The sequence below is a fragment of the Enterobacter cloacae complex sp. ECNIH7 genome (genome assembly GCF_002208095.1).
GTDB lineage: Bacteria > Pseudomonadota > Gammaproteobacteria > Enterobacterales > Enterobacteriaceae > Enterobacter > Enterobacter cloacae_M.
The window spans coordinates 3,066,168-3,085,908 of record NZ_CP017990.1; the positions used below are offsets into that span (position 1 = coordinate 3,066,168).

Below are 19,741 nucleotides of genomic sequence, written 5' to 3' on the forward strand. Positions count from 1 at the left end.
TGAAAAAGGGGGATAAAGTGAGGTTATTCTGAGGTTGCCCACAACAGGGGCAACTTTTCTGGCTAAATTAACAGTTGTAACAATGAAAGATCGTCGCCCAGTTTGACGCTATCTATATGTTGATGAAAGAGCTTTCCCGCTTCCTGATTATGCTGGCTAAGGGAGTGAAAGCTGTAAATAACATCAATAATATTATCTTGTTCAATTTTCCCCGCCACGATCGCCTGACCGGCAAGTAACGTTTTAAGGAAATAGAACTCCGCGACGATTAAATAAAGATTATTCAACATGCTGCGGCCATTGTTCTGCGGGAAGCCCTGCTCCCAGAGTTTGTATTTAAAAAAGTTCTTAAATAAATGGTCATTGGTCGCCAGGTAACTGCCCGCCACATCGCGCCAGACGGACTCGATGTTCTCCATGACCTTCTCTGCCGGGACGGTGTCGCCCGCAGACTCAAATTGTTGATAAAGCTGGGTAAAATAACGGTTTAATACCGCACCGCCGCGGGCTGTCACTTTCTTCGTGAAGTAGCTCTGGATGAGCGAAATTAACGCAAATTTCAGGCTGTAGTTCTGATTAAATCCGCCTAATTCCGTTTTGATTTTACCGCTCACCAGCTCGTTAACCAGCGAGAAATAGACCGTTTCGAGCGTGCCGATATTCTCTGCGATATTATCGAGCTTTTCAGCCACCATCAGGAATTTCACTACGGCGTAAACCTGTTCTTCAACGCTGACGCCCTCAACGCTGAAAATATTCTGGCAGAAGAGATTGATGACCTTGGCCTTCAAATCAATCATCGGCGCATTATTCACGTCCCGCTGAACAATGACAGATTCCATCAACGACATAGACTCCCGATCGTTCAACAGAAGTCGGGTCACTTCCGGACACGAGAGGTTCAGCGATTTTTCGATTTCATTTTTATAGACCCGGCTTGTCCGTGGAAATGTCGAACAGGTTGGGCTTAAGGCCTGGACGCCCATGGCGCCATGAACAGAACAGAGTTTTTCCGTATCCATAAACGGACAGTTTTTACTTTCCGTATGGAAAATCACTTCCCCCCAGTGGTCATAGTTTTTTTTGGTAACTTTTATCGCCGTTTTCGCCGTCTGACGAATCGCGGCATTTTTACTGTTCAGATAGCGATTAACGGAGGATTTATCAAACGCGATGGTCCAGCCCTGGCAACAATGTTCACGGCATTCCCCACCGACACATGAAAAATCTGCGACCAGCTTTGGTTGAGTGACACTGATTTGTTTCACAGGCGGATTCTCAAATAGCAGAGATAAAAAAACCCCGCCGAAGCGGGGTTTCACGCGTAAAATTAACGCAGCAGAGACAGAACGGTCTGTGGAACCTGGTTTGCCTGAGACAGAACAGAAGTACCAGCCTGCTGCAGGATCTGCGCGCGGGACATGTTGGAAACTTCAGTTGCGTAGTCAGCGTCCTGGATACGGGACTGAGCAGCAGACAGGTTGTTAGAGGTGTTGTTCAGGTTGTTGATTGCAGAAGTGAAGCGGTTCTGCACAGCACCCAGACCTGAACGTGCTTTATCAACTTTAGCGATAGCTGCGTCGATGGTGCTCAGGTCGGTAGCGGTCATCGTTTTCAGGTCGATTGCGTTCACGCCCAGGGTAGTGGTGTCAGCTTTAGCACCGCTCAGGTCCAGATCGATGGTGTCGCCATCGTTAACGCCAACCTGAATTTTAACCACGCCAGCGGCACCAGCAGAACCGTCCAGCAGTTTGATGCCGTTGAAATCAGTTTTGCCCGCAACGCGGTTGATTTCAGCCAGACGAGCGGTAACTTCATCCTGCAGAGAAGCCAGGTCAGAGGTGCTGTTGGTGCCGTTGCTTGCCTGAACAGCCAGTTCACGAACGCGCTGCAAGTTGTTGTTGATTTCGTTCAGAGAACCTTCAGCAGTCTGCGCCATGGAGATACCGTCGTTGGCGTTACGCGCAGCCTGGTTCATGCCTTTAATCTGAGCGGTCATGCGGTTTGCAATCGCCTGGCCAGCAGCATCGTCTTTCGCGCTGTTAATACGCAGACCGGAGGACAGACGCTCGATAGCAGTGCCCAGAGAAGACTGAGATTTGTTCAGGTTGTTCTGAGTGGTCAGGGACAACAGGTTAGTATTGATAACTGCCATAATTTTGTTTCCTTCAAAAATTGGGTTTTAGGTCCGGTGCCTAACACTCACAGCGTCTCTCACCGTCAACAAGGTTATCGACGGGTCCCCAAAAGACTTTAGAATCAATTTTGAAAAAATTACAAGATACTGATTATTAATAATTTTATTTTTAAAAAATCAATTAAGGTCTGGCAGAGGCTTATTATTTACGCTTTTTTAACGCTCAAAGAGATGACAAAAAAGGCACACACTTATTCGTGTTTTCAATGCGCGGATAATGACCCTAAAGTGCAATCCTTTCATTTACCCCGCCAGGACGTGCCTATTCTTTGGATTATTTTTTTCTCACCATCGTAAACTTTTACGTTAAGAGGCCGATAAGAGTCCTGAACTACTTTCGTATTTTAAGGAAAATATGCATGGCTACTATCAGTAACCTCGGGATAGGTTCTGCAGGACTCGGGGATTTATATAATCAGTTGGATGCAGCAGAAAGAACCAAGCTGACGACGATTACTTCCCAGCAATCAACGTATAACGCACAGTTAAGCGCTTACGGCAAACTGCAGAGCGCCATGACATCGCTGCAGACTGCGACCGCTGCGCTGGGTAAAGCAACCACCTGGAACTCAACGTCCGTTAGCAGTACCAACACGGCCTTTACCGCCACGACAACGGCTGATGCGTCCGTGGGTTCCTTTGTTGTCAACGTCAACCAGGTTGCCAAGGCACAGGCACTGACTACCGGCTCCTATGCAAACAACACGGATCTGCTGGGCGATACGACAGGTACGACGCGTAAAATCACCATCACCCAGCCGGGCACGAAAACGCCTTTAGAGGTCACCCTGGCGGATGGCGATACGTCTCTGGCCGGGATCGCGAGCGCCATTAATAAAGCGAACGGCAACGTCACCGCCAGCGTCATTAAAGCGAAAGACGGTGATTACCGCCTGATGCTGTCATCAAAAACCACCGGTACGGATGGTGCGATGACGGTAAGCGTCACCGGCGACGCCAAGCTGCAAAGCGCAATTGGCTACGATTCCGCTACCAAAACGGGCGCGCTGACGGTGAACACCGACGCGCAGAACGCGATTGTGGTAGTGAACAACATCTCCATCGAGCGCCAGTCGAATACCATTACCGATGCCCTGCCTGGCGTGACTTTCTCGCTGAAAGCAGAAAGCAAGGCAGATGAAACATTAGAGGTGACTCGCGCAACGGATGCTAACCAGAAAGCGATCACCGACTGGGTCACTGCGTATAACTCGCTGCAGTCCACCATTAACAGCCTGACGAAGTATGTTCCGGTTGATGCAGGCGCCGGCAGCCAGTCAGCCAGCAACGGGGCACTTGTTGGTGATGCAAACGTGCGCGGGATCCAATCTCAGCTGCGCGGCCTGCTGACCGAAGTGCAGAGCGGCTCGGTACAGATCATGGCCCAGCTGGGAATTACCCAAGACCCGGTAAAAGGTTCTGACGGTACCGTCGGTAACCTGAAAGTCGATACCGATAAGCTGAAAAAAGCGCTGACCGATAACCCGAACGCCGTACAGCAGTATTTTGTCGGTGACGGAAAGAAAACCGGTATGGCCACTCAGATGAACAACACGCTGACCACCATGCTCAGCACCAGTACCGGCAGCGCCGGGGTGATCCAGAACGCGAAAGACGGGATCAACAAAACGCTAAAAACTCTGGGTGAGCGTTACGATGCTATGGAAGCCACTATTGATGCCACCATGGCGCGTTACAAAACCCAGTTCACCAGTCTGGACGTATTAGTCACCAAAATGACCAATACAGCCAACTACCTGACCCAACAGTTCTCACAAAAATAGTCGTAGCCTTCAGGAGTGGATATGTATAAGACCTCTGGTGTTCAATCCTATCAGCAGATAGGAGTAGAAAGCGCAGTCATGAATGCCAGTCCACACCAGCTGATTGTCATGTTATTCGACGGGGCGCATAGCGCCCTTGTTCGCGCGCGTTTGTTCATGGAAGCCGGACAAATTCGTGAGAAAGGCGAAGCGTTAACGAAAGCCATCAATATCATCGACAACGGTTTGAAAGCAGGACTGAACATGGAGGTTGAGAGCGAGTTGTCCGGTAATCTTGCCTCCTTGTACGAATATATGGTTCGACGTTTGTTGCTGGCGAATGTCAGTAACGACGTAGACGCAATTGTTGAAGTCGAGGGTTTATTAAACAACATTGCGGATGCGTGGAAGCAAATCGGCCCCAATGCGTCCTCTATTTCAGGATAATTTTGATGAATAATCCCAGCGCAGCGCTTAGCCACTGGCAGGCGCTACATGCTCAGAGCATTGCTATGCTAAATCTCGCACATTCTGGTCAATGGGATGCGCTTATCGAGCAGGAAATGCATTACGTTCAACTGGTGGAAAAGATTTCTCAAACGCCCATCATGTCATGCCCTCCGGCTCAGGTTGAGCAAGCGCGTGCGCTGCTGGAAATGATCCTTGAAAATGAGAATGCGCTAAAGGCACTGCTGAAGGTCCGCATGGACGAACTGCGCAATCTGATTGATCAAACCGGTAAACAGCAATCCATCACGTCTACCTATGGAAAGCTGTCCGGGAATATTCTTTATCCAGAAAGTTTGACCCGCGACACACAACTATGATTTCTTCATCCATACTCCAGAAGTCTGCCAATGGCTTCTGGAGCAAGGATGATGAAAAACCCCACCCTGTTACAATGTTTTCACTGGTACTACCCTGCTGGCGGTGAATTGTGGCGAGAGGTCACGGCGTTAGCTCCCAATCTTAACGAAATCGGCATCAACATGATCTGGCTGCCGCCCGCCTGTAAAGGGGCATCCGGCGGGTATTCTGTCGGCTATGACACCTATGACCTGTTCGATCTTGGCGAGTTTGACCAGAAAGGCAGTATCGCCACGAAATACGGCGACAAGGCGCAGCTGCTGGAGGCCATTGATGCCCTCAAAAGTAACGACATTGCCGTACTGCTGGACGTGGTGGTCAACCACAAAATGGGCGCCGATGAAAAAGAGCCCGTGCGCGTTCAGCGCGTGAACGAACAGGACCGCACGCAAATCGATGACGAGGTCATTGAATGCGAAGCCTGGACTCGCTACACCTTCCCTGTCCGGGCCGGGCAGTACTCACAGTTTATCTGGGACTACAAATGCTTCAGCGGCGTCGACCATATTGAAAACCCCGATGAAGACGGCATCTTTAAAATTGTCAACGACTACACCGGCGAAGGCTGGAACGATCAGGTTGATGATGAGATGGGCAACTTCGATTACCTGATGGGCGAAAATATCGACTTTCGCAATCACGCCGTGACCGAGGAGATCAAATACTGGGCACGCTGGGTCATGGAACAGACGGGCTGCGACGGTTTTCGTCTGGACGCCGTCAAGCATATTCCCGCCTGGTTTTACAAAGAGTGGATTGAGCACGTCCAGGAAGTCGCCGACCAGCCGCTGTTTATCGTGGCGGAATACTGGTCCCATGAGGTGGATAAACTTCAGGCCTATATTGACCAGGTCGAAGGCAAAACTATGCTGTTTGATGCCCCTCTGCAGATGAAATTCCACGAGGCGTCACGTCAGGGCCGGGATTACGACATGAGCCAAATCTTCACCGGCACCCTGGTAGAAGCCGATCCGTTTCATGCGGTCACCCTCGTCGCGAACCATGACACCCAGCCTTTGCAGGCGCTTGAAGCACCGGTCGAAGCCTGGTTCAAGCCGCTGGCCTACGCGCTGATCCTGCTGCGGGAAAATGGCGTGCCGAGCGTCTTTTATCCGGATCTCTTCGGCGCCAGCTATGACGACGCGGGAGGAGACGGTGAAACGTACCATATTGATATGCCGGTGATTGAGCAGCTTCACGAGCTGATCCTCGCGCGCCAGCGTTTTGCCCACGGCGTGCAGACGCTGTTTTTCGACCATCCAAACTGCATCGCCTTCAGCCGCAGCGGTACGGAAGACGATCCCGGCTGCGTGGTGGTGATGTCGAACGGGGATGATGGTGAAAAAGTGATTTGTCTTGGGGAAAACTACGGCAACAAAACGTGGCGGGATTTTCTCGGCAATCGCGAAGAAACCATCACCACGGCGGCGGATGGCGAAGGGACGTTTACCTGTAATGGGGGAAGCGTCAGCGTTTGGGTGATAGAGGATGCGTTGTAGTACTGGCAAAGTGCGGCCTGATGCCCTCACCCCGTCCCTCTCCCACGGGGAGAGGGCGCAAACACCAAAAACGGCAACGAGGTTGCCGTTTTGCGTTTACCCTCAGGGCAGCTTACTCTCGAGCGGATTCTTGCTCAGGTAATCGGCACACTCAACCGTTGGGCGATCGACCTTCTGCAGCTCCAGCCCGTCGTACTCAAGCGTAGAGCCATCGCGCTCGAGCGGATAGATATCCAGCTTACGCGTCACGTTGTAATAACTGTCTGAACGCAGCATGATTTTACCCGGCACGGCAATCACGCGCTGCCACTGACGGCAGTCCAGCGTATCGCCCTCTTCCGTCACCACCAGCGTGGCAATCGCCTTCGGGCTGACCATGTTGCTTTGCGGCCCTTTCGATTGCCAGTATCCCGCCAGCTGCGCCGGGACAGGATGCTTGATCACGTCGTTATAGTTATCGACCTGAACGCACCCGGTCAGTGCCAGCAACGCGCCAGCAATTGCTATTTTTTTCATCATCTTTCCTGCATTCGAAGAAAAAAATATTGTGGCATTAAAGCGCTGCGGCTGCCAGCGAAGATCGACAGGTCTTAAACCTGCATCCCCATGACTTCCTGATACGCAGACACCAGCTTGTTACGCACCTGGATCCCCATCTGCAGGGAAACCGAGGCTTTTTGCAAATCGGTCATCACATCATTCAGCGCCACGCCCGGCTCACCGAGGGTGAACTTTTCGGCCTGAGTGCGCGCGGCGGTCTGGGTATCACTGATACGGTCAAGAGCGGCATGCAGTTGCCCCGCGAAGCTGATGCTCGGCTGCTGATCTGCCACATTCTGATTACGGGCCGTCATCGCCGTTGCCTGCAACTGACTGATTACCCCTTCAATGCCCTGTATAGCCATGACTCTCCCCTGGATGGTTTTTTACGCGGTCAAGACTAACAGCTTGTCAATAAGATAATGGCGGTAAATAGCATGAAAAAACCAGGTTATTTGACGCATAGAAAATCACGAATCATCAAATAATGGCAGGGCCATCAATATGGAACTTTTGTCGTGTTTGCCGACCCGGGAGTCAGTTTTGTTTCTCTACACGAATAACGTAAACCACCAGGATTTAAGAGGTGCGCAATGAGTGCAACAGCATCGACAGCGCCGCAGAATAAATCACTCGAGTGGATGAACCGCCTTCGCGCGAATCCTAAAATCCCGTTGATCGTGGCAGGCGCTGCCGCAATTGCGATCCTTGTAGCGATGGTCCTGTGGGCGAAAAGCCCTGATTACCGGACGCTCTACAGCAACCTTTCCGATCAGGATGGCGGCGCCATCGTCACCCAGCTTACCCAGATGAACATTCCTTATCGCTTTGCCGATAATGGCGGTGCGCTTGAGGTCCCGGCTGATAAGGTGCACGAGCTGCGTCTGCGTCTGGCTCAGCAGGGGCTGCCGAAAGGCGGTGCGGTTGGCTTTGAGCTGCTGGATCAGGAAAAATTCGGTATCAGCCAGTTCAGCGAGCAGGTGAACTACCAGCGTGCGCTGGAAGGTGAACTGGCCCGCACCATTGAAACATTAGGCCCGGTGAAGAGTGCCCGCGTGCACCTGGCGATGCCTAAACCTTCTTTATTTGTCCGCGAACAGAAATCACCTTCAGCTTCCGTTACCGTGAACCTTGAACCCGGCCGCGCGCTGGACGAAGGGCAAATCAGCGCGGTGACGCACCTCGTCTCCAGCGCCGTCGCCGGTCTGCCGCCGGGTAACGTGACGCTGGTCGACCAAAGCGGTCACCTGCTGACGCAGTCCAATACCGCCGGTCGCGATCTGAATGACGCGCAGCTGAAGTATGCCGCCGATGTCGAAAGCCGTCTCCAGCGCCGTATTGAAGCCATCCTCGGCCCGGTGGTGGGTAACAGCAACGTGCACGCGCAGGTTACCGCGCAGATCGACTTCGCGAATAAAGAACAAACTGAAGAGCAGTACAGCCCGAACGGCGATCCGGCTCAGGCGGTGATGCGTTCACGCCAGATCAATTCGAACGAACAGATCGGCGGTGCCTACCCGGGCGGCGTGCCGGGCGCGCTGTCTAACCAGCCTGCCCCGGCTAACGCGGCACCGATCTCTACGCCGCCGGCCAATCAGCAGAACGGTCAGCAAAATAATCAGCAGACTACCTCAACGACCAGTAACGCCGGTCCGCGCACCAGCAGCCGTAACGAAACCACGAACTACGAAGTGGATCGGACGATTCGCCACACTAAACTGAACGTGGGTGATATTCAGCGTCTTTCCGTTGCGGTAGTGGTGAACTACAAAACGCTGGCTGACGGCAAACCGCTGCCGTTGACCGCCGAGCAGATGAAGCAGATTGAAAACCTGACCCGTGAAGCGATGGGTTACTCCGAGAAGCGCGGCGATACCCTCAACGTGGTGAACTCACCGTTCAACTCGGTTGATGAGACCGGCGGTGAACTGCCGTTCTGGCAACAGCAGGCGTTTATCGACCAGCTGATGTCCGCAGGACGCTGGCTGCTGGTGCTGATTGTCGCGTGGCTGCTGTGGCGTAAGGGCGTTCGTCCGCAGCTCCAGCGCCGTGCTGAAGCCGAAAAAGCGGCTCGCGAGCAGATGAATGCGCGCCAGGAAACGGAAGAAGCGGTTGAAGTGCGCCTCAGCAAAGATGAACAGTTGCAGCAGCGTCGTGCTAACCAGCGCATGGGCGCTGAGGTGATGAGCCAGCGCATTCGCGAAATGTCAGATAACGATCCGCGCGTCGTAGCGCTGGTCATCCGCCAGTGGATGGGTAACGAACATGAGTAATACGCTTACGGGCACCGATAAAAGCGTCATCCTGCTGATGACCATTGGCGAAGATCGTGCGGCAGAGGTGTTTAAACACCTCTCCCAGCGAGAAGTGCAAATTCTCAGTGCGGCCATGGCCAACGTGCGTCAGATCTCCAACAAGCAGCTGACCGAAGTGCTGGCAGAGTTTGAACAGGAAGCCGAACAGTTTGCCGCGCTGAACGTCAACGCCAACGACTACCTGCGCTCCGTGCTGGTCAAGGCGCTGGGCGAAGAGCGAGCCTCCAGCCTGCTGGAAGACATTCTGGAAACGCGCGATACCGCCAGCGGTATCGAAACGCTCAACTTTATGGAGCCGCAGAGTGCCGCCGACCTTATCCGCGACGAGCACCCGCAGATTATCGCCACCATCCTTGTCCACCTCAAACGCGGTCAGGCGGCAGATATTCTGGCGCTGTTCGAAGAACGCCTGCGTCACGATGTGATGCTGCGTATCGCGACCTTCGGCGGCGTCCAGCCGGCCGCGCTGGCGGAGCTGACCGAAGTGCTGAACAACCTGCTCGACGGTCAGAACCTCAAGCGCAGCAAAATGGGCGGCGTGAGAACGGCGGCGGAAATCATCAACCTGATGAAAACGCAGCAGGAAGAGGCCGTCATTACGGCGGTTCGCGAATTCGACGGAGAGCTGGCACAGAAAATCATCGACGAGATGTTCCTGTTCGAAAACCTTGTCGAAGTGGACGACCGCAGCATCCAGCGCCTGCTCCAGGAAGTGGATTCCGAGTCGCTGCTTATCGCCCTCAAAGGCGCCGAGCAGCCGCTGCGCGAGAAGTTCCTGCGCAACATGTCTCAGCGTGCGGCCGATATCCTGCGCGACGACCTTGCCAACCGCGGCCCGGTTCGTCTGTCTCAGGTGGAAAACGAACAGAAAGCCATTCTGCTTATTGTTCGTCGTCTGGCGGAAACCGGCGAGATGGTGATTGGCAGCGGAGACGACACCTATGTCTAATGAGCTGCCCTGGAAGCGCTGGACGCCGGACGATCTGGCGCCTCCCCTCTCCGAGTTCACGCCGGCCGTCATCGCAACCGAAGAGCTTGACCCGGACGTCGAGCAGCCCGAGCTGACCGAAGAGGAGCAGCAGGCCCAGATGCTGGCGCAGCTGCAAATGCAGGCGCACGAGCAGGGCTATAACGCCGGTCTGAACGAAGGCCGCCAGAAAGGCCACGAGCAGGGGTATCAGGAAGGTCTGGCGAAAGGGTTAGAGCACGGTATCGATCAGGCGCGCCAGCAGCAGGCGCCGATCCATGCCCGCATGCAGCAGCTGGTCAGCGAGTTTCAGCACACCCTGGACGCGCTGGACAGCGTGATTGCCTCGCGACTGATGCAGATGGCGCTGGAAGCCGCGCGTCAGGTCATCGGCCAGACGCCCGTGGTGGATAACACCGCGCTTATCAAACAAATTCAGGGTCTGCTTCAGCAGGAGCCGCTGTTCAGCGGGAAACCTCAGCTGCGCGTCCATCCGGACGACCTGCAGCGCGTTGAAGAAAGCCTGGGCGCGACGCTTAACCTGCACGGCTGGCGTCTGCGCGGCGACCCGTCGCTACATCACGGCGGCTGCAAAGTCTCTGCCGATGAAGGCGATCTGGATGCCAGCGTCGCCACCCGCTGGCAGGAACTGTGCCGCCTGGCGGCACCGGGAGTCGTCTGATGACCGCGCGCCTCACCCGCTGGCTCACCACGCTCGACAACTTTGAGACGAAGATGGCGCTACTGCCATCCGTTCGTCGTTATGGGCGACTGACGCGCGCCACCGGCCTGGTTCTAGAAGCCACCGGCCTGCAGCTTCCTCTGGGCGCGACCTGCGTCATTGAGCGTCAGGATGGTCAGGAAACGCGTGAAGTCGAAAGCGAAGTGGTCGGATTTAACGGCCAGCGCCTGTTCCTGATGCCGCTTGAAGAGGTGGAAGGCATTCTGCCCGGCGCGCGCGTGTATGCCAAAAATATTTCTGGCGACGGGCTGCAAAGCGGGAAACAGCTGCCGCTTGGCCCTGCCCTGCTGGGCCGCGTGCTGGACGGCAGCGGGAAACCGCTCGACGGACTGCCCTCCCCGGACACCACCGAAACCGGCGCGCTGATCACCCAGCCGTTCAACCCCCTGCAGCGTACCCCTATCGAGCATGTGCTGGACACCGGCGTGCGCCCGATTAACGCCCTGCTGACCGTGGGACGTGGACAGCGTATGGGCCTGTTCGCCGGCTCAGGCGTAGGCAAATCCGTCCTGCTCGGCATGATGGCGCGCTATACCCAGGCCGACGTGATCGTCGTGGGGCTGATCGGCGAACGTGGTCGTGAAGTAAAAGACTTTATTGAAAACATTCTGGGTGCGGAAGGCCGCGCCCGCTCGGTGGTGATCGCCGCACCGGCAGACGTGTCGCCGCTGCTGCGCATGCAGGGTGCCGCGTATGCCACCCGTATCGCCGAAGATTTTCGAGACCGCGGCAAGCACGTGCTGCTAATCATGGATTCCCTGACCCGTTACGCGATGGCGCAGCGTGAAATCGCGCTGGCCATCGGTGAGCCACCGGCGACCAAAGGCTACCCGCCTTCGGTCTTCGCCAAACTCCCTGCGCTGGTGGAACGCGCGGGGAACGGCATCAGCGGCGGCGGCTCCATCACCGCGTTCTATACGGTACTGACGGAAGGCGATGACCAGCAGGACCCGATTGCCGACTCCGCGCGCGCGATCCTTGACGGTCATATTGTGCTGTCGCGTCGTCTGGCCGAAGCCGGACACTATCCGGCCATCGATATTGAAGCCTCTATCAGCCGCGCAATGACGGCGCTGATAACCGAGAAGCACTACGCCCGCGTGCGTAACTTCAAACAACTGCTTTCCAGCTTCCAGCGCAACCGCGATCTGGTCAGCGTGGGGGCGTATGCCAAAGGCAGCGACCCGATGCTCGACAAGGCGATTAGCCTGTGGCCACAGCTGGAGGCATTTTTGCAACAAGGCATTTTTGAACGCGCCGACTGGGAAGATTCAATTCAGGCACTGGAGCTGATTTTCCCGCAGGTGTAACACAGGTGGAGGGCGAAGGTCATGGCGCAAAACAGCGCGTTATCAACGCTGAAAGATCTGGCTGAAAAAGAAGTTGATGATGCCGCATTGCAGCTAGGCGCAATGCGACGCGGGTGCCAGCAGGCTGAAGAACAGTTGAAGATGTTGATCGACTATCAGCATGAATATCGCACCAACCTCAATACCGATATGACACAGGGCATTGGCAGCCAGCGCTGGATTAACTATCAGCAGTTTATCCAGACGCTGGAGAAGGCGATAGATCAGCATCGCCAGCAGCTTAACCAGTGGACCCAGAAAGTCGATACCGCGCTCAATTTCTGGCGCGAGAAGAAGCAGCGGCTGCAGGCCTGGCAGACTTTACAGGACCGACAGATCGCGGCAACGACCCTGGCGGAAAACCGTCTGGATCAGAAGAAAATGGATGAGTTTGCCCAGCGCGCATCAATGAGGAAACCGGAATGATCACACTGCAACAACTGCTGATGAGCGACAGCGACCTGTCAGGCGGCACGCAAACGGGGAAAGGCGCCGACGGTGCACAGGACTTTCTCTCTCTGCTGGCGGGCGCCCTCACGGACGCAACGGGCAAGGGCAAAGATGCGCCGCTGACCCTGGCCGATCTGAAAGCCGCCGGCAGTAAGCTGTCAAAAGTGGCACAGGATGCCAAAGGGGATACCACCCTGCAGGCAAAAATTGCCGACCTGCTCTCGCGCCAGCCCGCGCTGAAAGGCGATGAAACGTCGCCGATCGCGTCGCTTGATACGCTGGTTTCCGGGCTGGTGCCGCTGTCTAAGGGCGACGCGCTGAAGACGCTCAATGCGGCAAACGGCAAAGATGACACTAAAAGCGAGTTGAGCGAAGAAGAGCTGGCCGGATTAAGCGCGCTGATGGCGATGCTGCCGCACCAGCAAACGACCGCCTCTCACCAGGCAGGCAGCGACGGCGTTTCCGCCAACTCAACCCTGGGTTCAGCAACGCTTTCGCAAAACGGCGCGGGCCAACCGTCCCTGAACGCGCCTCCGGGTAGCCATGATAAAGCGCAGAGTTCTACGCCTTATCAGAGCCAGGTGAAAAATAACGAGCCGGCCCTGCAGGGCAACGCGCCTGCTACACCGGCCGTGGCCGCGGCGGCAGAGAAGCAGGAGCTCGCCAGTTCGTCCTCTTCATCATCACCAACGGCTACCCTGGCACCGATTATGTCCAGCCATGCGACCAGTCAGACGGCCGCCATCGTCGCCCCCGCGCCGGTGTTAAGCCAGCCTCTGGGGACCCACGAATGGCAGCAGTCCCTGAGCCAACACATCACCCTGTTCACTAAGCAGGGCCAGCAGACGGCAGAGCTGCGCCTGCACCCGGAAGATCTGGGTCAGGTGCAAATTTCGCTTAAGCTGGATGACAATCAGGCCCAGCTGCAGATGGTCTCTGCACACAGCCATGTTCGTGCGGCGCTGGAAGCCGCGCTGCCGGTACTGCGGACCTCGCTGGCGGAAAACGGCATTCAGCTTGCGCAGAGCAGCGTCAGCAGCGAGAGCTTCGCCGGGCAGCAGCAGTCCTCATCCCAGCAGCAGCACCAGGCTTCGCGTTCCGGCAACACCGGCGGTTTTAATGAAGAGAGCGATGAGTTACTGCCTGTTCCTGCCGCCCTGCAGTCCGCAGCGCGCGGTAACAGTGCCGTAGACATCTTCGCCTAAACGCCAGAGGTAGCGTGATTATCCCCGTCTTTTCCACGCTTTGACGACAGCAGGACACGGGATAATCACCTTATTAAGCTGTACCGAAACAGGAAGCTCGTATCAGATGACTGACTCCGCTATCACCAAAAAAAGTAAGCGTTCCATCTGGATCCCGCTGCTGGTGTTGATCACGCTCGCCGCCTGCGCTACCGCGGGCTATAGTTACTGGCGTATGCAGCAGGAACCGACCACCGCTGCAGCCAAAGCTGAAGCACCTCCTCCGCCGGCTCCAGTGTTCTTCCCGCTGGATACCTTCACCGTCAATCTGGGTGATGCGGATCGCGTGCTTTACGTTGGCATTACGCTGCGCCTGAAAGATGAAGCCACCCGTTCACGTCTGAACGATTACCTTCCTGAAGTGCGTAGCCGCCTTCTGCTGCTGTTCTCTCGTCAGGACGCTTCGGCGCTGGCTACCGATGTGGGTAAGCAAAAGCTGGTCGACGCCATTAAACAAACGCTGGCGACCCCGCTGGTAAACGGCCAACCTAAGCAGGAAGTCACTGACGTTCTGTATACAGCATTCATTCTGCGGTAACGACATGGGCGACAGTATTCTTTCTCAGGCAGAAATCGATGCGCTGCTCAACGGCGACAGCGATAACAATGATGATCCGCAACCGGGTATTGGCGGCGATAGCGATATTCGTCCCTATGACCCGAATACCCAGCGTCGCGTGGTACGTGAACGTCTGCAGGCGCTGGAGATCATTAACGAACGTTTTGCACGTCAGTTCCGTATGGGGCTGTTTAACCTGCTGCGTCGTAGCCCGGATATTACGGTCGGTGCGATCCGCATTCAGCCGTATCATGAGTTTGCCCGCAACCTGCCGGTGCCGACCAACCTTAACCTGATTCATCTGAAGCCGCTGCGCGGCACCGGCCTGGTGGTGTTTTCGCCAAGCCTGGTGTTCATCGCGGTGGATAACCTGTTCGGCGGCGACGGGCGTTTCCCGACCAAAGTAGAAGGTCGCGAATTCACCCACACCGAACAGCGCGTCATTAACCGCATGCTGAAGCTGGCGCTGGAATCATACAGCGACGCGTGGAAAGCGATTAACCCGCTGGAAGTGGAGTACGTCCGTTCTGAGATGCAGGTGAAATTTACCAATATCACCACCTCCCCGAACGATATCGTCGTTAACACGCCGTTCCACGTGGAGATCGGTAACCTGACCGGCGAGTTCAACATCTGCCTGCCGTTCAGCATGATCGAACCGCTGCGCGAGCTGCTGGTGAACCCGCCGCTGGAGAACTCCCGCAACGAAGACCAGAACTGGCGTGAAAACCTGGTCCGCCAGGTCCAGCATTCGCAGCTTGAGCTGGTAGCGAGCTTCGCCGATATCCCGCTGCGGTTATCTCAGATCCTGAAATTACAACCCGGTGATGTTTTGCCGATAGAAAAACCCGACCGCATTATTGCCCATGTGGATGGTGTCCCCGTGCTGACAAGCCAGTACGGCACGATTAACGGTCAGTATGCGTTACGCGTTGAGCACTTGATCAACCCGATTTTGAATTCGCTGAATGAGGAACAGCCCAAATGAGTGACATGAACAATCCGTCCGATGAGAACAGCGGAGCACTGGACGATCTGTGGGCTGACGCGTTAAACGAGCAAAAAGCACCCCCGGCCAAAAGTGCAGCGGATGCCGTATTCCAGCAGCTCGGCGGCGGTGACGTCAGCGGCACGCTGCAGGATATCGACCTGATTATGGATATCCCGGTTAAGCTGACCGTTGAGCTGGGACGCACCCGCATGACCATTAAAGAGCTGCTGCGCCTGACGCAGGGTTCCGTGGTGGCCCTTGACGGTCTGGCCGGCGAGCCACTTGATATTCTGATCAACGGTTATCTGATTGCCCAGGGTGAAGTGGTGGTGGTTGCCGATAAATACGGTGTACGCATCACCGACATCATTACCCCGTCTGAACGTATGCGTCGTCTGAGCCGTTAAGCATGAAAACCCAGGCAACAATATCACAGCCTTCTGCCGTTCCCGGCTCGCCTCTGCTCCAGGTGAGCGGGGCATTGTTCGGTATTATTGCCTTTATTCTTATCGCCGCCTGGCTGGCGAAGCGCTTTGGCCTGGCGGGTAAAACCGCCGGTGCCCGCGGCCTGAAGGTCAGCGCCAGCACCACGCTGGGTCCACGCGAGCGCGTGGTCATCGTCGAGGTAGACGATGCGCGCCTGGTCCTGGGCGTCACGGCCTCAAACATCAGCGTATTACACAAGCTGCCGCCCGCCCCTGTTGTGGTGGACGAGCGCGCAGACGTCCCTGCGGATTTTCAGTCCGTCATGAAGAGTTTGCTTAAGCGTTCCGGGAGATCCTGATGCGCCGTTTGTTATCCCTGACGCTTGCGGGCGTTGGCCTGTTTGCTCCCGCGGTTTATGCACAGCTGCCCGGCCTGGTCTCCACCCCTCTCGCGGGCGGCGGACAAAGCTGGTCGCTTCCGGTGCAGACGCTGGTGTTCATCACCTCGCTGACGTTTATTCCGGCCATCCTGCTGATGATGACCAGCTTCACCCGCATCATCATCGTCTTTGGTCTGCTGCGAAACGCGCTGGGAACCCCTTCCGCCCCGCCAAACCAGGTTCTGCTGGGGCTGGCGCTGTTTTTGACCTTTTTCATTATGTCGCCAGTTATCGACAAGATTTATACCGACGCCTATCAGCCGTTCAGCGAAGACAAAATCTCCATGCAGGAGGCGCTGGATAAAGGCGCCCAGCCGCTGCGAGAGTTTATGCTGCGCCAGACGCGAGAAGCCGACCTGGCCCTCTTTGCCCGCCTGTCCAACACCGGCGAGCTGCAGGGACCGGAAGCGGTGCCAATGCGTATTCTTCTGCCTGCCTATGTCACCAGCGAGCTGAAAACCGCGTTCCAGATCGGCTTTACCATCTTTATTCCGTTCCTGATTATCGACCTGGTGATCGCCAGCGTCCTGATGGCGCTCGGGATGATGATGGTGCCGCCCGCAACCATTGCCCTGCCCTTTAAGATCATGCTCTTTGTACTGGTCGACGGCTGGCAGCTGCTGGTCAGTTCGCTGGCGCAGAGTTTCTACAGTTAAGGAACGGCAATGACACCCGAATCGGTCATGATGATGGGCACGGAAGCGATGAAAATCGCGATTGCCGTTGCCGCGCCCCTGCTGCTTGTTGCGCTGGTTACCGGTCTGATTATCAGTATCCTGCAGGCCGCCACGCAGATTAACGAAATGACGCTGTCGTTCATCCCGAAAATCATCGCCGTGTTCGTGGCGATTATCGTGGCCGGGCCGTGGATGCTGAACCTGTTGCTGGACTATATGCGCAACCTGTTTACCAATCTGCCGTACATCATCGGCTGACCTGACGATGCTGCACTTCACCAGCGACCAGTGGGTTCAGTGGCTCGGCGTCTATTTCTGGCCGATGCTGCGCATCATGGCGCTGATATCCACCGCCCCCATTCTCAGTGAGAAATCGATACCCAAGCGGGTCAAGGTGGGGCTGGGCATCATCATCTCCATTATCGTTGCGCCCTCTCTTCCCCCCGTGGATATTCCGATCTTCTCGGCGAATGCGGTATGGGTGGCCCTGCAGCAGGTGATGATTGGCGTCGCCGTCGGCTTTACCATGCAGCTCGCCTTTGCCGCGGTGCGTACCGCTGGGGAACTGATCGGCCTGCAGATGGGGCTATCGTTCGCCACGTTTGTCGATCCCGGCAGTCATCTCAACATGCCCGTGCTGGCGCGCATTATCGATCTGCTCGCCATGCTGCTGTTCCTGTCGTTCAACGGCCATCTGTGGCTTATCTCCATGCTGGTAGATACGTTCCATACGCTACCGATTGGCGAAAATCCGGTGAACAGCAACGCTTTTCTCGCGCTTACTCGCGCTGCGGGGCTGATTTTCCTCAACGGGCTGATGCTGGCGCTGCCGATCATCACCCTGCTGCTGACCGTCAACCTGGCGTTAGGTTTACTCAACCGAATGGCGCCGCAGCTTTCAGTGTTTGTCATTGGTTTTCCGCTGACGCTGACGGTTGGGATTTTATTAATGTCATTACTGATGCCACTTATCGCTCCCTTCTGTGAACATTTATTCGGCGAGATATTCAACCTGTTAGCGGATATTGTCAGCGAGCTGCCACGTAAATAATAGCCCTCACTGTTGCTATTGTCTTTCTGAGGATATTCCTAAAATAAAACGCGTAAAACATCTTCCAGGATATATCTGACGCGGTTTAATTGTTTCTAACCATCTCACAATACTTAATATTTACTTTACTTTAAGAAGATTCCTGGCAAATTATACGTAACTTTACGGGATAGTGAGTCCGCCTGAAAGTCTTTGTCATGCTCACAGGTTTATTATTTTTTTCCATCCCGTATGGCTGTTTTGAGCTCTCAGGCAGATGGTGAATTATCGTTACGCATTGAGTGAGGGTATGCCATGTCAACGATCATTATGGATTTATGCAGCTACACCCGGCTAGGGTTAACCGGGTACCTGGCAAGCAGAGGGGTAAGAAAGAGAGACATCAACGATGCACACACCGTTGACGAACTCGCAGCCGCTTGTGACGAACTAAAACCAGGCGTGGTGTTTATTAATGAGGACTGTTTCATTCACGATCCAGCCAACAGTCAGCACATTAAGCAAATCATTAATCAGCATCCAAAAACCCTGTTTATTGTTTTTATGGCGATCGCGAATATCCATTTCGATGAGTATTTGTTGGTCCGTAAAAATTTATTGATCAGTTCTAAATCGATTAAACCCGAGTCGCTGGATGACATTCTGGGTGATTATTTGAATAAAGAAGTTAAAAATGTAGGAGCGGTTAACTTACCCACCCTTTCATTAAGCAGGACTGAATCAAGTATGCTGCGAATGTGGATGGCGGGACAAGGAACTATTCAGATCTCTGACCAGATGAATATTAAAGCGAAAACCGTTTCGTCACACAAAGGAAATATTAAAAGGAAAATTAAAACGCATAATAAGCAAGTGATTTACCACGTGGTACGCCTGACCGATAATGTGACGAACGGGATTTTCGTTAACATGCGTTAGTCGCTTAAGACCTGTGCACCCTACCTTTGATCTCTGGCCTGGCCAGAGATTTTTGCTTCTGGAGAGGTTGTCGGGCACGCGATGTGCTACCCGACGCCGTGTTACTCCGCATTCTCGACAAAAATACCGTCCGGATGCCCCAGTTCGTTAAAAAACCAGATGCCGAGCGGGTAGTCTTCAAGCGATACCAGGTACATTGTGCCTTCGCTAAACTCTTCAATTGCCAGCACCACACCCGGGCGGCGCGGCCCACCGTCCGTTTTAACGGTTACCCGATCGTTGACCTTCATACTTTCCTCCTCTGGTTTTGAGCCAGTGTAGAACAAAACGCAAAAACGCACATCGCCGCCCGGTGTGAATGGCGTTTTTATGCACAGTCTATACTTACCGTTGGACACGGTTGAATGAGGAACCCCGTAATGAAGACCGATAAAGAGTACAGCGACACCATCAAGCGCGAAGTCGAGGTGGATGTCGATGCCCTGCTGGCCGCCATCAATGAGATCAGTGAGTCAGAAGTCCGCCGGTCGGACGACAATTCGGACCGCGTCATTGTCAACGGAAGGGATTATCACACCTATCGCGAGCTGGCGGAGGCCTTCGAGCTTGATATTCACGACTTTAGCGTGTCTGAAGCCAATCGGTAGGGCGAAAAAAATCCCGGTCATGGGGATGACCGGGATCAAAACTTGCTTATGCAAGAAGCACTTGAAAATTCGTTACACCAGGAAATCTGATGTACATGCC

The 19,741-nt window shown here is 54.9% G+C and carries 23 protein-coding genes and 1 pseudogene; 19 read left to right on the forward strand and 5 right to left on the reverse strand.

Features of this window, described 5'->3' with window-relative positions:
- Positions 1–62: 62 nt before the first annotated feature.
- Entirely contained in the window at positions 63–1,268 is a 1,206-nt protein-coding gene (gene fliB / locus WM95_RS15070; RefSeq protein WP_063408390.1) for a flagellin lysine-N-methylase, read from the reverse strand.
- A 62-nt stretch (positions 1,269–1,330) separates the two neighbouring features.
- Positions 1,331–2,155, reverse strand: a complete 825-nt coding sequence (locus WM95_RS15075) for a flagellin N-terminal helical domain-containing protein (RefSeq protein ID WP_088544828.1) — start codon at positions 2,153–2,155, stop codon at positions 1,331–1,333.
- A gap of 401 nt (positions 2,156–2,556) precedes the next feature.
- Here WM95_RS15075 and fliD point away from each other — a divergent pair, with 401 nt between their 5' ends.
- Genes fliD through amyA form a run of 4 tightly spaced genes read left to right on the forward strand, consistent with a single transcriptional unit; the run spans position 2,557 to position 6,326 of the window.
- The gene (gene fliD / locus WM95_RS15080; protein ID WP_063409473.1) at positions 2,557–3,981 is read left to right on the forward strand and encodes a flagellar filament capping protein FliD; all 1,425 of its coding nucleotides are present in this window, start codon (positions 2,557–2,559) and stop codon (positions 3,979–3,981) included.
- Between the two features lie 21 nt (positions 3,982–4,002).
- Entirely contained in the window at positions 4,003–4,407 is a 405-nt protein-coding gene (gene fliS / locus WM95_RS15085; protein ID WP_033145898.1) for a flagellar export chaperone FliS, read from the forward strand.
- 5 nt (positions 4,408–4,412) lie between these two features.
- A complete protein-coding gene (fliT, locus tag WM95_RS15090) occupies positions 4,413–4,787 on the forward strand; it encodes a flagella biosynthesis regulatory protein FliT (protein WP_033145899.1) in 375 nt (124 codons plus the stop codon).
- Positions 4,788–4,838: 51 nt separating this feature from the next.
- Positions 4,839–6,326, forward strand: coding sequence for an alpha-amylase (gene amyA, locus WM95_RS15095; RefSeq protein WP_063409485.1), 1,488 nt, complete (start codon positions 4,839–4,841; stop codon positions 6,324–6,326).
- A gap of 102 nt (positions 6,327–6,428) precedes the next feature.
- Here the strand turns inward: amyA and yedD are convergent, their stop codons facing one another.
- Positions 6,429–6,842, reverse strand: a complete 414-nt coding sequence (gene yedD / locus WM95_RS15100) for a lipoprotein YedD (RefSeq protein WP_063409474.1) — start codon at positions 6,840–6,842, stop codon at positions 6,429–6,431.
- A 74-nt stretch (positions 6,843–6,916) separates the two neighbouring features.
- On the reverse strand, positions 6,917–7,231 hold the full coding sequence (gene fliE, locus WM95_RS15105) for a flagellar hook-basal body complex protein FliE (RefSeq protein ID WP_008500329.1): 315 nt from the start codon (positions 7,229–7,231) through the stop codon (positions 6,917–6,919).
- A gap of 228 nt (positions 7,232–7,459) precedes the next feature.
- Here fliE and fliF point away from each other — a divergent pair, with 228 nt between their 5' ends.
- The 14 genes and pseudogenes from fliF (at position 7,460) to rcsA (ending at position 18,994) form a co-directional block, all read left to right on the forward strand.
- Entirely contained in the window at positions 7,460–9,139 is a 1,680-nt protein-coding gene (gene fliF / locus WM95_RS15110) for a flagellar basal-body MS-ring/collar protein FliF (RefSeq protein ID WP_063409475.1), read from the forward strand.
- Complete coding sequence (fliG, locus tag WM95_RS15115; protein ID WP_059346984.1) at positions 9,132–10,130, forward strand: flagellar motor switch protein FliG; 999 nt, start codon at positions 9,132–9,134, stop codon at positions 10,128–10,130. The genes fliF and fliG overlap by 8 nt, the downstream gene beginning before the upstream one ends.
- Complete coding sequence (gene fliH / locus WM95_RS15120; RefSeq protein ID WP_023312302.1) at positions 10,123–10,830, forward strand: flagellar assembly protein FliH; 708 nt, start codon at positions 10,123–10,125, stop codon at positions 10,828–10,830. Before fliG ends, fliH begins: the two co-directional genes overlap by 8 nt.
- Positions 10,830–12,200 (forward strand): flagellar protein export ATPase FliI, encoded by a 1,371-nt coding sequence (gene fliI / locus WM95_RS15125; protein WP_047749082.1) that lies wholly within the window; start codon positions 10,830–10,832, stop codon positions 12,198–12,200. Before fliH ends, fliI begins: the two co-directional genes overlap by 1 nt.
- 21 nt (positions 12,201–12,221) lie before the next feature.
- Positions 12,222–12,665, forward strand: a complete 444-nt coding sequence (gene fliJ, locus WM95_RS15130; RefSeq protein ID WP_023312304.1) for a flagellar export protein FliJ — start codon at positions 12,222–12,224, stop codon at positions 12,663–12,665.
- Entirely contained in the window at positions 12,662–13,894 is a 1,233-nt protein-coding gene (gene fliK / locus WM95_RS15135; protein WP_063409476.1) for a flagellar hook length control protein FliK, read from the forward strand. The genes fliJ and fliK overlap by 4 nt, the downstream gene beginning before the upstream one ends.
- Positions 13,895–14,000: 106 nt before the next feature.
- Positions 14,001–14,471, forward strand: coding sequence for a flagellar basal body-associated protein FliL (fliL, locus tag WM95_RS15140; RefSeq protein ID WP_023312306.1), 471 nt, complete (start codon positions 14,001–14,003; stop codon positions 14,469–14,471).
- Between the two features lie 4 nt (positions 14,472–14,475).
- Entirely contained in the window at positions 14,476–15,480 is a 1,005-nt protein-coding gene (gene fliM, locus WM95_RS15145; protein WP_023312307.1) for a flagellar motor switch protein FliM, read from the forward strand.
- On the forward strand, positions 15,477–15,890 hold the full coding sequence (gene fliN, locus WM95_RS15150; protein WP_023312308.1) for a flagellar motor switch protein FliN: 414 nt from the start codon (positions 15,477–15,479) through the stop codon (positions 15,888–15,890). Before fliM ends, fliN begins: the two co-directional genes overlap by 4 nt.
- A gap of 2 nt (positions 15,891–15,892) precedes the next feature.
- On the forward strand, positions 15,893–16,267 hold the full coding sequence (fliO, locus tag WM95_RS15155; protein WP_063409477.1) for a flagellar biosynthetic protein FliO: 375 nt from the start codon (positions 15,893–15,895) through the stop codon (positions 16,265–16,267).
- Positions 16,267–17,004 carry a flagellar type III secretion system pore protein FliP gene (gene fliP, locus WM95_RS15160; protein ID WP_008500316.1) on the forward strand — a complete coding sequence of 246 codons (738 nt, stop codon included), beginning with the start codon at positions 16,267–16,269 and terminating at the stop codon, positions 17,002–17,004. The genes fliO and fliP overlap by 1 nt, the downstream gene beginning before the upstream one ends.
- 9 nt (positions 17,005–17,013) lie before the next feature.
- A complete protein-coding gene (gene fliQ / locus WM95_RS15165; protein WP_008500315.1) occupies positions 17,014–17,283 on the forward strand; it encodes a flagellar biosynthesis protein FliQ in 270 nt (89 codons plus the stop codon).
- A 7-nt stretch (positions 17,284–17,290) separates the two neighbouring features.
- A pseudogene (gene fliR / locus WM95_RS15170) lies at positions 17,291–18,083 on the forward strand (flagellar biosynthetic protein FliR); the annotation flags it as partial.
- Between the two features lie 287 nt (positions 18,084–18,370).
- A complete protein-coding gene (rcsA, locus tag WM95_RS15175) occupies positions 18,371–18,994 on the forward strand; it encodes a transcriptional regulator RcsA (protein ID WP_008500313.1) in 624 nt (207 codons plus the stop codon).
- Between the two features lie 101 nt (positions 18,995–19,095).
- Here the strand turns inward: rcsA and dsrB are convergent, their stop codons facing one another.
- Positions 19,096–19,284 (reverse strand): protein DsrB, encoded by a 189-nt coding sequence (gene dsrB, locus WM95_RS27425; protein WP_063409478.1) that lies wholly within the window; start codon positions 19,282–19,284, stop codon positions 19,096–19,098.
- Between the two features lie 129 nt (positions 19,285–19,413).
- Between dsrB and yodD the strand changes: the two genes are divergently transcribed.
- Positions 19,414–19,641 carry a YodD family peroxide/acid resistance protein gene (yodD, locus tag WM95_RS15185; protein ID WP_008500310.1) on the forward strand — a complete coding sequence of 76 codons (228 nt, stop codon included), beginning with the start codon at positions 19,414–19,416 and terminating at the stop codon, positions 19,639–19,641.
- The last annotated feature ends 100 nt before the right edge of the window (positions 19,642–19,741 follow it).

Coding starts and splice junctions, on each gene's coding strand:
- WM95_RS15075 (WP_088544828.1), bottom strand. CDS start 2,155: ATGGCAGTTATCAATACTAACCTGTTGTCCCTGACCACTCAGAACAAC.
- fliD (WP_063409473.1), top strand. CDS start 2,557: ATGGCTACTATCAGTAACCTCGGGATAGGTTCTGCAGGACTCGGGGAT.
- fliS (WP_033145898.1), top strand. CDS start 4,003: ATGTATAAGACCTCTGGTGTTCAATCCTATCAGCAGATAGGAGTAGAA.
- fliT (WP_033145899.1), top strand. CDS start 4,413: ATGAATAATCCCAGCGCAGCGCTTAGCCACTGGCAGGCGCTACATGCT.
- amyA (WP_063409485.1), top strand. CDS start 4,839: ATGAAAAACCCCACCCTGTTACAATGTTTTCACTGGTACTACCCTGCT.
- yedD (WP_063409474.1), bottom strand. CDS start 6,842: ATGAAAAAAATAGCAATTGCTGGCGCGTTGCTGGCACTGACCGGGTGC.
- fliE (WP_008500329.1), bottom strand. CDS start 7,231: ATGGCTATACAGGGCATTGAAGGGGTAATCAGTCAGTTGCAGGCAACG.
- fliF (WP_063409475.1), top strand. CDS start 7,460: ATGAGTGCAACAGCATCGACAGCGCCGCAGAATAAATCACTCGAGTGG.
- fliG (WP_059346984.1), top strand. CDS start 9,132: ATGAGTAATACGCTTACGGGCACCGATAAAAGCGTCATCCTGCTGATG.
- fliH (WP_023312302.1), top strand. CDS start 10,123: ATGTCTAATGAGCTGCCCTGGAAGCGCTGGACGCCGGACGATCTGGCG.
- fliI (WP_047749082.1), top strand. CDS start 10,830: ATGACCGCGCGCCTCACCCGCTGGCTCACCACGCTCGACAACTTTGAG.
- fliJ (WP_023312304.1), top strand. CDS start 12,222: ATGGCGCAAAACAGCGCGTTATCAACGCTGAAAGATCTGGCTGAAAAA.
- fliK (WP_063409476.1), top strand. CDS start 12,662: ATGATCACACTGCAACAACTGCTGATGAGCGACAGCGACCTGTCAGGC.
- fliL (WP_023312306.1), top strand. CDS start 14,001: ATGACTGACTCCGCTATCACCAAAAAAAGTAAGCGTTCCATCTGGATC.
- fliM (WP_023312307.1), top strand. CDS start 14,476: ATGGGCGACAGTATTCTTTCTCAGGCAGAAATCGATGCGCTGCTCAAC.
- fliN (WP_023312308.1), top strand. CDS start 15,477: ATGAGTGACATGAACAATCCGTCCGATGAGAACAGCGGAGCACTGGAC.
- fliO (WP_063409477.1), top strand. CDS start 15,893: ATGAAAACCCAGGCAACAATATCACAGCCTTCTGCCGTTCCCGGCTCG.
- fliP (WP_008500316.1), top strand. CDS start 16,267: ATGCGCCGTTTGTTATCCCTGACGCTTGCGGGCGTTGGCCTGTTTGCT.
- fliQ (WP_008500315.1), top strand. CDS start 17,014: ATGACACCCGAATCGGTCATGATGATGGGCACGGAAGCGATGAAAATC.
- rcsA (WP_008500313.1), top strand. CDS start 18,371: ATGTCAACGATCATTATGGATTTATGCAGCTACACCCGGCTAGGGTTA.
- dsrB (WP_063409478.1), bottom strand. CDS start 19,284: ATGAAGGTCAACGATCGGGTAACCGTTAAAACGGACGGTGGGCCGCGC.
- yodD (WP_008500310.1), top strand. CDS start 19,414: ATGAAGACCGATAAAGAGTACAGCGACACCATCAAGCGCGAAGTCGAG.